Source organism: Aliiroseovarius sp. ABM4_368, from assembly GCF_056161205.1.
The window spans coordinates 82,426-95,470 of record NZ_JBSWYR010000003.1; the positions used below are offsets into that span (position 1 = coordinate 82,426).

The window sequence follows — 13,045 nt, forward strand, 5'->3', positions numbered from 1 at the left end:
CAGGGCAGTTGATCTCCGGACCGGTGTGCATGTGGCACACAGGGCAGCGACGCCATCGCTGCGGATGGACGATTAGTGGCCACCAAAGGGAGTTCTGTCAACTGGCTTGGTGTGCGTCCATGTTTTCGGGCCAGATTTGCTGCGGGCCACCCTGTCCCAGAACCTGCACGCCATCGGCAGACACGAATACGGCCGGAAGCACCCCGGTTTGATACGCCCCAGTATCGACCGAGATCCGCCCCTGTCGGACCTTCACGTCAGGCACAACCGTGTGGCCATGCACCACCCAAATCCCATCCTGCCGGGGTTGAGACCTGAAATCCGCGTGGCCCCAGATCAAGACGTCATCCTGTTGATCCGCGATCGGCACTGCCGGATCGGCCCCCGCGTGAACAGCCGCGACATTCCCGGATTGCCAGCGGGTTGGCAGCGTTTGCAGGAAATTTAATGCGGTCTCGCCCAGCTCTTGCTTCAACCGCTCGCGCACCATCAACACGCGATCCCCGCGCATATCCAGTTTCGAGACCCCGACGCCGAAACTGCTCAGAGTCTCGACGCCTCCGTTCGCAAACCACACGGGGGCGTTCAGGGGCGGGTTGTCCAGAAAACTCAGAAGCATTTGCTCGTGATTTCCACGCAGACAGATGACGTCGCGCGGGTCATCAGCCTGCAACGCCATCACCCGGCGCAACACCCCCGCGCTTTGCGGGCCGCGATCCATATAGTCCCCAACGAAGACAAGCGGCAGATCAGCGTGATCGGGATCAGCGGCGATCTGATCCAGCGTGGTATCCAGCGCATCAAGCTGCCCGTGGATGTCTCCGATCACCAGAAAGGGCTGATCCGGTACCAGCGGCGCGTCGAACTCGGCGCCGCCCCCAAACTTCCGAAACAGGCCGTCCAGCAGTTTTCCCATTTCGTCCTTTCCTAACGGGTCGCGTTCCCGATCACCGTTTGCAAACAGTCACCAAGATCCTGCGTGCGCTCCGCCGTCCATGTCGGGTCCACAAGGAAGCACAGGCTGGTGTCGCCCAGTTCGCGCGCCACCGGAAGCGGCGCGTCTGGTCCCAAACCATAGCGCGTGAAGGTGCCTTCGCGATAGATCTCGGAACAACTGCCCGAGAAGATGGGGAAGCCCGCGTCCGAGACCTCAGCGATGATGCGATCGCGGTTCCAGTCGTTTTTCAACGCCTCGGGGCGGACGAAGGCATAGAACCGATAATACGCATGGGTCATGTCGTCTGGCACATCCGGCACGCGGATTGCGTCCAGCCCGGACAAGGCCTGCGCCAGAATATCAGCGTTGGACGTACGGTGCGCGCGCCAATCGGTGAGGCGTTTCAACTGCACCCGCCCGATGGCCGCAGACGGACCCGTCATGCGCAGGTTCGTCCCCGGCCCGGCCCCATGCAGCCACCGAAAGCCCGGAGGGTGCGCGGTGTTGAACACCACGTCATAATCCTTGCCGTGATCCTTAAAGCTCCACGCTTTTGACCAGAGGTCACGGTCATTTGTGGTCAACATGCCGCCTTCGCCACCCGTCGACATGATCTTGTCTTGGCAGAAGGAAAACGAGCTGAAGGTGCCGAAATTGCCAACGTTCTGATCGCCGATCATCGCGCCGTGAGCTTGAGCACAATCCTCGATCACCCACAGATCATGCGCCTTTGCCAGATCCATGATGGCACCCATGTCGCAGGGCCATCCGCCCAGATGCACGGGGATGATCCCCTTGGTGCGCGGCGTGATCAAAGGCGCGATGGTGTCTGCGGTGATGTTCTGGCTATCCGGGTCGACATCCGCGAAGACCGGCACCCCGCCTTTCAGGGACACTGAACTGGCCGAGGCGATGAAGCTGCGCGGCGTGACGATGACCTCGTCACCCTCCGACAAGCCCAACACATGCAAGGCCGCGTCCAGAGTGACCGTCCCGTTTGCCATCGCAATGGCGTGGGGGACGCCGAACCATTCGGCGAACTCGTCCTCGAACGCGTGCACGTCGGGGCCGGTCCACGCGTTCACTTTGCCGGACCGCAGGACTTCGGTCACAGCGGCGATTTGGTCTTCATCAAATACGGGCCAGTTGGACATGGTGGGCTTCCTTAGATCACGCTGCGCACAAGGACAAAGCCCTCGGCTGCATGGCGGTGAACGGTGGCTCCGCGCAAGGTCGCCAAAGCGCGTAAAGCGTTGACCGAGCGTTCATGCGGCGGCTCTTTCACTTGGCTTGCGAACATCTGAAATGCCTCGAGCTTGCGGTCCAGCGTGTCGGACACGTCGATGAACACGTTCGGCACGAATGCAGGCGTCAGATAGGGCGCATTCCAGTTGGTTTCAGACAGAGTCTCATAAGCCATGATCGTGGTCGGATAGTCTTGTTGATGCGGACGGCTGGCGACAAGTGTCGACAGGAAGGACAGCTGGTGATCCATGTGAATGTCGCCGGGATGGGTGACGAAGATCAGCCCCGGTGCCAGATCGCGCACCAGCTTGCCAAGGCCTGCGTTCAGCCCGCCATGAGGGTGCTCGGCCAATTCGGCGGCGGGGAAATCCAGCCAATGCGTCTTGGTCACGCCCAGATAATCGTGGGCGGCGCGGGCCTCGGCCCGGACGGCGGCGATCATTTCATCTGTGTAAAGCGGCGCACTGCCTTTGGTGACAACCGCCACATGCACCTCGCGCCCTTCATCTGCGAGGCGCGCGATGGTGCCACCAACGCCCAACACCTCATCATCAGGGTGCGGGGCCACCACCAGAACGGGGGCCTTGGGGTCGCCGCCAAAGGCAGAGGATGCAAGCGTGCTCATGTCAAATTCTTTCCAAGTTTCGTATGTATTTTCGGGGGAGTGTCCCCCCCGGTCCAATCCAAAATATCGACGCAATTCCCATCACCGCAATAGACGGTGAACACGCGGCCCTCGATGGCCTGCACCTGTCCGGGCATCCCGATATAATAGCCCTTGCGCGGCGTATATCGCACATCCGTCAGGACCAGTTTCGTGCCATCCGCAGCATAGGTGAACGCGCCCGGATAGGGCGGCCCCGCCGCTCGGATCAAGCGGTGAATGTCGTCGGCGGGCCAGTTCCAGTCGATCAGCCCATCCTCGGGTCGACGCAGGGCACAAGTGCTGGCCCCGTCCTCGTCTTGCGGCACGCGGGGCACATCGCCCGCCGCGATACGATCCATCAAGGGGGGCAGCATATCCGCCAAAGCCTCGATATGCCGATCATAAAGCTCGCGCACTTTGATCGTGTCGGGATCGACGGTGAACCGCGCTTTGGCGGCAATCGGGCCGGTGTCTGCGCCTTCGCCCAGCCAGAAAAGCGAGGATCCGATGGTCGACTCACCCAAGAGAATCGTCCAGGGCAGAACCGCCCTACCCCGCAATTTCGGCAGATCTGAGGGGTGATAGCCGATGCAACCCAATTTTGGCACTGCGCGAAATTCAGCTCCGCAGAGCTGCGACCAGCCAATGACCAGCACCAAATCAGGCTCGATCGCGCGGATGGCAGCGATGGTTTCCTCTGAATCACTTTTGCGGGTCAGATGCAACGTGCAACCATGCGCCTTGGCCACCGGCGCAAGGTCCGCATAGTCCGAATGGCGATGGGCCAGTTCGGGCGGCAATGTCACGACCATCTCGGGGATATGCCCGGCGTCACACAGCGCATTCAGTGCCTTCAAAGAGCCCTCAACGGCACCAACAAATACGGTCTTCATGCGTTTGCCTGCTTTCCCGTGGGGGCAGCGCCCCAATTCGCGGCTTCGGCGATCCGATCCTCGCGCCGGTGTTCGCCAAACAGCGCAACCCCGATGGTTTCAGCCATAATGCGGAAGTCCAACGCGGTCGAGCGATGGGCCACATACCAAAGGTCCAGCTTCAGCTTTTCCGTATCGCTTAGCGCGGTGTTTCCACTGACCTGAGCCCAGCCGGTCAGACCGGGCCGAACCGACCCACGAGTGACGCCTTCAGCTCCAAACCCCTGCACGGTTTCCACCATCAAGGGGCGCGGGCCGACCAAGGCCATACGGCCTGCAAGGATGATGAACAGCTGGGGGAATTCGTCAAAGCGAGTGCGGCGCAGAAATTTCCCCGCCGAAATCAGGCGATCTTCGTCCGGCAACCAGTCGCCATTCTCGTCTCGCTCATCCGTCAGGGTGCGAAACTTAACCACGTCGAAAGGCACCCCGCCCTTCCCTGCGCGCGTTTGACGAAACATCACCGGGCGGCCCAGCGTCGCGATCACAATCACATAGGTCACCGCGCAGATCGGCACGGCGATCACCAGAAGGCACAGGCAGATCAGAATCTCGAGCAATCGATTCATGTCAGTCCAATATCAAGGGCCTGAATCAGGCAGAAAGAATTTATGTCAGAGCCCCCCACGGACGCAAATGTCGCATTAAAATCGGGCAACTTACCCCGGTGCGACACCCAAAACGCGTATAACGAGAAAATCCTGCCCCAACATGCACATACGTAATGAATGAAACTTGCCAGACATTCAGATTCCATGCAAGCTCGGCCCATGAAAGTTATTCATGTCGTCACAACCACGGATGTCGGCGGCGCTCAAATTATGTTGCAACGTTATTTGTCCGCTCTGAAAGATGATGCGCAGTCGCATTCCGTGATATCAATGGTGCCCCCTGGTGCAGTCGCTTCTCAGATCGAGGCGCTGGGGATCGAGGTGACCGATCTTGGGCTGCGTCCCGGTCGGATCACGCTTGGCGCGCTTTTGCGCCTGCGGCGGCAGTTGAGGGACGCTCGCCCGGATGTGGTGCATGGCTGGATGTATCACGGCTGCCTTGCAGCATGGGCCGGAATGAAGCTGCTGCCCAAACGCAGGCGCGCCGCGCAAGTCTGGGCGGTGCATCACTCGCTACAGGATATCAACAACGAGAAACGCTCGACTCAGATGGTGGTCCGAATGATGGCGGCGTTGTCGAAGAAGATCGAGCTGATCACCTATTGCTCGGGCGTGTCACAACAACAGCACGAGGCGATAGGGTTCTGCCCTGACCGGGTCGAACTGATTGCGAACGCCGTCGATACCGAGGTGTTCAAACCCGATCCTGACGCCCGTGCCCGCTTGTACGAAATCGCAGGCATTCCCAAGGGCCGCCTGATCATCGGGAACGTGGCGCGCAGCCATCCGATGAAGGATCACGTGGCGATGGTGAAAGCCACGGCACAGCTGGTGGACATGGGCCATGACGTTCACGCCGTGCTTGTCGGCGAAGGCCATCGCGGCAGTCCAGCGGACCAAGCCGCGCGGGATCTGAACATTGCGGATCGGGTTAGCATCATCGACACACGTCCCGACATTCACCGCATTGTGCCGGGCTTTGACATCTTCCTTTTGTCGTCGGCTTGGGGCGAAGCTTTCCCCCTTGCCGTATCCGAAGCGATGGCCGCCGAAGTGCCTTGCGTTGTTACCGATGTGGGCGATTGCGCCATGCTTGTCGGCGACACAGGTCGTGTTGTTCCACCTGCCCAGCCAGAAAAACAAGCGTTTGCAGTTGCAGAACTCATTGACGAAGGGCCTATCGCTAGGGCAACCTTAGGAAAGCTGGCGCGTGAACGCGTGTCTCGGAATTTTTCGACAGATATCTATGTCGATCGTCATTATGCGGCTTATCGCCGTGCAATCTCTGCAGAAATTTAAGCGCAGAGGTCAAATTTAAAACGACGTCCCTTTCCTTGGGGGTAATTAGGAAAGTGGATGACTTTGGGGTGGCCCGTCGAAAGGCGGCAAGTAAAGTTGATAGGGGTTACATGACGAGTTCCAGGCGAATGTCGTCATCGTGTTTTCGCCATTCGGAAACAGTCGTGACCCGAATGGAGATTAAAGCATGAAGATCGACGCGCAAATCGGAAGCGACGATGGTGTCTCGAACGATTTTGATCGGATCGGACTGGACGGCTTTTGGCTGATCCTGCGTCGGCATCTACGTTTGATTGTTTTGATCGTAGCCGCGGTGGTTGCCGCGACCTATTTCGTTGTGGACCGACTGGAAGAACGTTTCACCGCGCGGGCCACGCTGGTTTTGACCGGGCTTGATACGCGAGTACGTCAGACAGATACACAGCTTGAAAGCTTCGAGCTATCGCGCGCCGTCATCGAAACCGAGATGGACGTGCTGAAGTCGCGCGCCTTTGCCGACCAACTGGCGGTGCATCTGGGCCTTTATAGTGACGCAAGCTTCGTGTCCCCAACCTCGAACGGGGAACCAATTGCCCCGGCCCTGCATCAGGAACAGGTTCTAGACAAGATCCAAGCCTCGTATGTGGTGTTTCGATCCGGCGAAAGTCTGGCCATAGACATTATCGCCACTGCAAATGCACCGGTGCTTGCTGCCGATATCGCCAACGCCATTCCCGCAGTCTATATCGAAAACAGCCTTTCTGAACAGCGCGAGAACGTATCGGAATCTATCGTATTCCTGCGCGACCGGGTCGAAACGCTTGGCGAAGAACTGACGCTGGCCGAGGTTGAGCTGGCTGATTTCATACGCGAAAACAAGCTGGATGATGAACAGCTTCCGGACCGGTTGCGTTCGCAGGTTCAATATCTGACAACATTCCTCAAAACGGCCGAGGCAGGTCAAGATTCGGAACGTCTGCAAAGCGAACTCGCCAGTGTCGACGCCGAGCTGCAAGAACGCACCCGCGCCGAGCTGGCCCAGATGCGTCGCGAGCGTCTGCTCGAAGTACAGCGCCTGCGCTATCAAACTGCCATCGAGAAGCTGAACGAACTTGAGACCCAGATCAATCTAGTCTCGCAAGGGGCGCGGCAGGTTTCCGTTGCGCGCCCACCTGTGGCTGCGTCTTGGCCGAACAAGAAGGCCTCGCTGGTTATTGCAGCGGTCGGCGGGCTGGTTCTGGCGTTTGTGGTCGCGCTTATTCTGGACCTGATGAACCGCCGGATTTGGAGCGAAACGCAGACCATGCGGATTTCCGGCCTGCCAAATGCCGGCTTCCTGCCGCGGATCGGTCGGAATGCGGGCGCTTTGCGCCGAAAGGGCGTCGCGAAATACCTGATCGCAAAACCGCATACTATGTTCGCTCAGGCGGTGCGCGGGGCCACAGGGCTTTGGTTTGATGACAATAACGAAGGCTGGGTTGTAATGATCACGTCGGGCCTTCCGCATGAGGGAAAGTCGACCGTGACCGTGGCCCTTGGGGTATCGGCCGCACTGGATGGGCTGCGCACCTTGGTCATCGACATGGACAGCCACCGCGAGGCCGCGGCGCGTTTGCTTGAGGCGAACACCAAGCCCGCAAAATTGATTGATGTTCTTGAAGACAAGGTCGCCCCCGGCCCCGTCGCCTTGGACGGCAAAATGATCGAAGGGCTGGATTTCCTGTCGCTGGATGTGCGCAGTGGGTCCAACCTGAAAGAGCAGCGCCAACAATTAGCAGCGCTAAGAAGTAAATTACGTGATAGATATGATTTAGTGATTGTTGATACGCCGCCCGTGCTGGTCGTGGACGACACTGTCCGCATCGGCATGCTTGCGGACGAAATCTGGCAAGTGGTTCGTTGGGGTCGCACGCCAGAAAACGTGCTTGTAGATACAGTTGAACGTTTGAAACGGGATGGTCTGCCGATTACGGCGACCCTGATCAACGACGTTGACACGCGCAGACATCAAAGATTGGGATATGGTGGGTATGCTCAATATTATAACTATGGCGAAGGATATTATTCATAATCGCCCCAAGCGGCAGCGGACGAGATTAAGACCAACCGTTGCCTTTATCGCTGCCAGTTTTGGTTGTGCCGCGGCCGCGCTTCCCGCACAGGCCGCAGATATCGCCTTTCCGGGCGCGATTGGCTATGGAGCCAAGGCAACCGCTTGGAAAGGCGGTGACATCGTCGAGGTGACCACCTTGGCGGATAGCGGCCCCGGCAGCCTGCGCGCCTGTGCCAATAACGGAAACCAGCCGCGTGTGTGTGTCTTCCGGGTTTCAGGGACGATCCTTTTGGACAATCCGATCAGGGTCGGCTCGAACATCTATATCGCGGGCCAAACCGCACCGGGCAAAGGCATCCAGCTGCGCAATCGCAACTCGATCCTGACGCCCTTGGTGGTTAAAAACGCCCGCCAAGTTGTGATCCGCTTTCTGAAAATTCGTCCCGGCCCCAGCCGCACGCCCTCGGCCAATGTGGATGCAATAACGGTCGAGAATTCGACAAAGGTCTATCTCGGCAACCTCTCGATGGCCTTTGCCACAGATGAGACATTCAACATCCACGTCTCGGGTGCGAAAGTCGCCAATGTCACTCTGGCAGACAGCATTCTTGCGCTCAGCCTGGATCGCAGTACGCATCCCAAGGGCAAGCACTCGAAGGGTGCGCTGATCTGTTCGCATGCGAAAAAAACCAACACCTGTGGCCGGATCACCATTGCGCGCAACCTTTTTGCACACCACCGCGACCGGATGCCGGACGTAAAGGGCACAGATGTCGGACCGATCGAAATCTTGAACAACGTCTTCTACAACCCGATCAGCCAGTTCGGCGAATTCTATGACCTGCTGGGCGATTTGAAAATCATCTACGGCGGCAATGTCGCCCTGACGGGGCGAAGCACGTCAGGCAAGACACCCGAAGCGGTTCAGGTCTTTGAATGGAAGCGTAAGCGGAAAGTGTCACTGATGTCGTTCGACAATAAAACCGGCGCGGCGGCAGGGTGTAATTCGCGCAGCTTTGCAGTGATGAACACAACCGCCAAGGCGCGGCGTATTCCGACCTCGGGCCCATTCTCAGCCCCTGTTTTCAAAAGCAAGAAAACGCTTTTGAAGATCCTGACCCATGCTGGTGACCGGATGCCAGGCGAAGTGCACTTGGATTGGCTGGACAAACAGGTCATCAATGACACGCTTAAATGCCTTGGAAACGTGATCAACCACCCGGAAGAAGTCGGCGGCTGGCCGGATTTGCCCGTGGTTCCACCGACCCCGGACAGCGACGGGGACGGTTTGCCCGATCACTATGAAGCGTCAACCACCGGCCTGTCGCCCAACAACCCGAACAATCCTTGGGCGCGCCCGTCAGGCAGTTCACTCAGCCATGTAGAAACCTGGTTGGCAACCTTGGCCGGAGATCGTTAATGATCCAGCGCCTGCGCCAATTCCTGCCAAACGACCAGATCGCCCAACGGCTGCTTCGCAATCTGAAATGGATCTTTTCCTCTCAGATTGCGATGGCGGTTTTGGGCATGATCGCGTTGGCGGTGACAGCGCGGGCGCTTGGCGCGGCTGGGCTGGGCGCTTTGGCGCTGATCGAGGCATTTGCCCGCATCATTGCCCGTTTGGTGCATTTCGAACCATGGCAAGCGGTGATCCAATACGGCAGTGTGGCGCTAGAAGAACAGGACACCGAGCGATTTGAAAAGCTGGTGGGGCTGTCCGTGGTGTTGGACGTGATCGGAGGGCTGGCCGCCGCCGCCTTGATCCTTGTGATCGCCCCTCTTGTCGCCGGATCCATCGGGCTCGAGGGAAGTGCCGCGCAACTTCTGTCCTTGGGCGCGCTGGCTGTCGTTCTATCGCTGCGCGCCACCGGCGTGGCCTTGCTGCGCCTTTATGACCGGTTCGATTTGCTGGCCAAGATCGACACTGGCACAGCCCTTCTTCGCTTGGCGTTGTCCGTGATCGCGTGGCTGATCGGAGGCTCTTTGCTGCATTTCGTGATCATCTTCGTGTTGTTCAGCCTTGCCGAGGGGCTGCTGGCCTATTTCTATGGCCGTCGCGAGATGAAGCAGCGTGGTCAGAGGCCAGTATTCGGGGATCTGATCTCTACACTGCGCCAGAACCGGGGCTTCCTGCGCTTTATGTGGAACTCGAACCTTGCCGTGATCCTGCGCCAGACCACCCAACGTCTGGACGTTGTGATCTTGGGTGCATTGGTCGCGCCGGTCTTCATTGGCCACTATCACATTGCGCGCAAATGCGGAGATGCCGCCATCCGCCTTGGCCGCCCGATCAAGCAGGCGATCTTCCCTGAATTCAGCCGCCTTGCTGCGATCGGAGACTTTGCCCGCATTCGCAAAACCGCTCTTTGGGTCAGTGCCGGCTTCTGTGCCGTCCTGCTGGCTGGCTTAATCCCTACCCTGATCTATATCAGCCCGATCCTGAACGCCGCCTTCGGCGAGGCCTTCATCGCAGCCACCCCCGTCGTATCCATCCAAGCTGTCGCCGTTGCCCTTTTCCTTGCGGGCGTCATCCTTGGCCCTGTCCTGCTAAGCCTTGGTCGTGACCGCGAGCTGATGTGGATTGGCGCGGCAACGGCAGCGATGTTCTTCCTGCTGATCTATCCGTTTGTCACCACTTTCGGGGTGAACGGAGCCGCCCTGAGCCACCTTCTCAGCAACGCCTTGTGGCTGGGCGCATGTGGATGGCTGGTGATCAAATCACTGGATGCCAAAACCAAAAGTCCGGCACCCGTGGAATCCGAGGTGACGTCATGACCGCGCGTCGGACACTTGCCATGCCGTCAACGCCACAGGCCACAGGGGGCCACCCGCTCCGCGCACGCATGGATCCTTTTGGACTGGCCAGCTCGGGCCTTGCCACCCCCACCGGACTTCTGGTTGCCGCCGCGGTGGTGTTGGCCCCGATGAACCACGTTAAGCTTAGCTCGATCTATGTCACAGCGTCTGACATTATGGCCTTGATGGCGTTTATCTCGATGCTGGCCAGTCGCACGCTGAGCATCAAGTTCTTCGGACCGGCCACCGCGTTCTGGTTCATGTCTTTCTTCGCCTTCATGGGCGGGCTGACCGTCAGTTCGGTCGTGAACGGCAACCCGTTGGCCCTGCCCAACACATTCGCTCAATACGGCTATTCGCTGCTGGTGCTGCCGATGATCCTGGGTGGCAGATCATACGCCCAAACCATCGCCTTGGTGAAACTGCTGGTTGCCTCCTATATTTTTGTGATGGTGTTCGGCGCTTATGTCGTCCACTTTGTTGAAAATCCCAACATGATGCTGGTGTCTGGCTCGGGCCGGATGCGATCGCTGATCCAGCGCGAAAACGAATGCGCCGTGCATGGGGCCATCGCCATTGTGCTGGTGTTAGGCCTTTATAAAATGGGCGAGTTTAGAGTGCGCACTGTGCTGTTAAGCCTGCCCCCCCTGATCTATGGGATTATGCTGACAGGGTCGGTATCGGGCTTGGTTGCGACCATCCTTGGCGTTGCGCTTCTGATCACCATCGTTGGCCCGTTCAAATACCTGCCCTTCTCGGCCGCGGCCTTCATCGCCATTGCCGGTCTGATGGTCCTGCTGGGCGATAACTTCATGCCAGCGATCTTCCAAGAGCGCGTCCTGAACCCGCTTCTGGATCGCAACCTGTCCGAGGCCGGGACGTTCTCGGACCGTGCGCTTTTGATGCAAGAAGCCTTTGTCGTCATGAAAGACACCATCTTCTTGGGTCTCGGGGTCGAGCAGTTCCGCACTGTCAGCTCTCACCACGCGGCGGTACACAACACCTATTTGCTGGCCTTTGTCGAAGGTGGCATGATCTCGATGCTGGGGCTGATCGGCTTCTTCATTTCCGGCATCGTGTTGATCTGGATGGCTATCGTCGAGCGCGCAAACCGGATGGTCTGGGCAATCACGCTAACGGTCCTGATCATCTATGCCGTGGCCTTCAATATGTTCCCGACCTTCTTCGCCCGGTTCTGGAACGTACCGTGGATCTTGCTGTTTTCACTGACGGCCGCCACGTTGCAAAGCCCTACACGACGCCACCGTCCGCCTAGCCCTCAAATCTCGGTCCTTCGCAATAAAAGAGTCCGCCCATGATCCGCACCTTATCGCTTGTTCTGACTTTGATGCTTGCTGTGATCGCAGTGCCAGATCCCGCGCGAGCGTCGGAATATCAGCTTCATGCCCATGACGAGCTGCGCCTGCGCGTGTTGCGCTGGGATGGGGACCGCAGCGCCTTTACAGTGATGGATGGCGTGTCTGGCGACTATCGCATCTCAACCGAGGGTGTGCTGTCGCTGCCCCTGATCGGCAGCCTAAGTGCCGTGGGGCAGTCCGCCAACACACTTGCCCATCAAATCGAGCTTGAGATCGAACGCAAGTTGGGGATTTCACCGGCACCACGTGTCGGAATTGAGATAACGGCTCACCAACCGGTATTTGTTCTGGGAGATGTCACAGCGCCCGGTTCTTACCCCTTTCGCCCCGGCCTGACCGCGCAGCAAGCGCTGGCTTTGGCCAGCGGATTGATCCGCTTACAACCCACCAATGCGGGCGCTTTTGCTCAAGACACGATGCGCTTAGGTGGGGAAGTTCGCGGTCTTGAAGCCGAAATCGAGGCCCTTGAAGCAGAGCGCGCTCGATTGGTAGCAGACTTGGACGATCTGGACCGCGTCGCAGATCTGGAGGATGCTCCGGTCCGCCCTCGTCCGCGTGGGATCGAAGGCGAAATTCTGGACGCAACACAAAAAGCCCGCGCGGCCCAAGGTGAACGGCTTCGTGATTTGCAGGCGGTGTTGCGCGAACAGATCGACCGAATGACCGCGCAAATCGCGCTGCGGTCCGAGCAGATCGAGCGCACATCCGCCGAACTGGCCGATGTCAATTCGCTCAAGCAACGCGGTCTGACCGTCAACACGCGGGTGAATGCGTTGACCACGGCACTGAACGATCTGGAAAGCAAAAAACTGGAGCTTGAAATCGCCCGCCTGACCGCCCGCCAACAGTTGAACCGCGCCGAGCGTGACACATTGGCCCTGACCGATGACGCCCGCGCTCACACCCTTGAACAGTTGAACGGGGTGGACCGCGATCTGGCGCGTTTGGACATCCGACTTGCCACGGCAGAAGCCTTGCGCGCACAAGCCGTCGCCAGCGGCTTGGCCGTACCCGACCCCTTGGCTGAAAGCCTGACCGAATATCGCGTCACCCGCATGATTGACAACGCGCCGGTCACCCTGACCATTGCCCCAACTGATTTTCTAAGCCCAGGAGACACAATAGAAGTGTCACGTTCGGCAACCCTGACCACCAATTCACAGTAATT

11 protein-coding genes are annotated in these 13,045 nt (G+C 58.8%); 6 read left to right on the top strand and 5 right to left on the bottom strand.

The features are described 5' to 3' along the window. Positions 1–97: 97 nt before the first annotated feature. The 5 genes from ACXAH3_RS09775 to ACXAH3_RS09795 are packed head-to-tail and all read right to left on the bottom strand — an operon-like array spanning position 98 to position 4,329. Positions 98–916: a metallophosphoesterase family protein gene (locus ACXAH3_RS09775; RefSeq protein ID WP_474861897.1), complete on the bottom strand. Its 819-nt coding sequence runs from the start codon at positions 914–916 to the stop codon at positions 98–100. An 11-nt stretch (positions 917–927) separates the two neighbouring features. Beyond that, the gene (locus ACXAH3_RS09780; protein WP_474861898.1) at positions 928–2,091 is read right to left on the bottom strand and encodes a DegT/DnrJ/EryC1/StrS aminotransferase family protein; all 1,164 of its coding nucleotides are present in this window, start codon (positions 2,089–2,091) and stop codon (positions 928–930) included. 11 nt (positions 2,092–2,102) lie between these two features. Next, positions 2,103–2,807, bottom strand: coding sequence for a PIG-L deacetylase family protein (locus tag ACXAH3_RS09785; RefSeq protein WP_474861899.1), 705 nt, complete (start codon positions 2,805–2,807; stop codon positions 2,103–2,105). After that, positions 2,804–3,721 carry a methionyl-tRNA formyltransferase gene (locus tag ACXAH3_RS09790; RefSeq protein WP_474861900.1) on the bottom strand — a complete coding sequence of 306 codons (918 nt, stop codon included), beginning with the start codon at positions 3,719–3,721 and terminating at the stop codon, positions 2,804–2,806. The genes ACXAH3_RS09785 and ACXAH3_RS09790 overlap by 4 nt, the downstream gene beginning before the upstream one ends. Further along, positions 3,718–4,329, bottom strand: a complete 612-nt coding sequence (locus ACXAH3_RS09795) for a sugar transferase (protein ID WP_474861901.1) — start codon at positions 4,327–4,329, stop codon at positions 3,718–3,720. Before ACXAH3_RS09795 ends, ACXAH3_RS09790 begins: the two co-directional genes overlap by 4 nt. A gap of 201 nt (positions 4,330–4,530) precedes the next feature. Between ACXAH3_RS09795 and ACXAH3_RS09800 the strand changes: the two genes are divergently transcribed. From ACXAH3_RS09800 to ACXAH3_RS09825, 6 genes are all read left to right on the top strand, one after another. Continuing rightward, positions 4,531–5,670: a glycosyltransferase gene (locus tag ACXAH3_RS09800; protein ID WP_474861902.1), complete on the top strand. Its 1,140-nt coding sequence runs from the start codon at positions 4,531–4,533 to the stop codon at positions 5,668–5,670. A 187-nt stretch (positions 5,671–5,857) separates the two neighbouring features. After that, positions 5,858–7,720: a GumC family protein gene (locus ACXAH3_RS09805; RefSeq protein ID WP_474861903.1), complete on the top strand. Its 1,863-nt coding sequence runs from the start codon at positions 5,858–5,860 to the stop codon at positions 7,718–7,720. Then, entirely contained in the window at positions 7,680–9,122 is a 1,443-nt protein-coding gene (locus tag ACXAH3_RS09810; protein ID WP_474861904.1) for a hypothetical protein, read from the top strand. Before ACXAH3_RS09805 ends, ACXAH3_RS09810 begins: the two co-directional genes overlap by 41 nt. After that, on the top strand, positions 9,122–10,477 hold the full coding sequence (locus ACXAH3_RS09815) for a lipopolysaccharide biosynthesis protein (protein ID WP_474861905.1): 1,356 nt from the start codon (positions 9,122–9,124) through the stop codon (positions 10,475–10,477). Before ACXAH3_RS09810 ends, ACXAH3_RS09815 begins: the two co-directional genes overlap by 1 nt. Continuing rightward, the gene (locus tag ACXAH3_RS09820; protein WP_474861906.1) at positions 10,474–11,817 is read left to right on the top strand and encodes an O-antigen ligase family protein; all 1,344 of its coding nucleotides are present in this window, start codon (positions 10,474–10,476) and stop codon (positions 11,815–11,817) included. Before ACXAH3_RS09815 ends, ACXAH3_RS09820 begins: the two co-directional genes overlap by 4 nt. Beyond that, positions 11,814–13,043, top strand: a complete 1,230-nt coding sequence (locus ACXAH3_RS09825; RefSeq protein WP_474861907.1) for a polysaccharide biosynthesis/export family protein — start codon at positions 11,814–11,816, stop codon at positions 13,041–13,043. The genes ACXAH3_RS09820 and ACXAH3_RS09825 overlap by 4 nt, the downstream gene beginning before the upstream one ends. Positions 13,044–13,045: the final 2 nt, after the last annotated feature.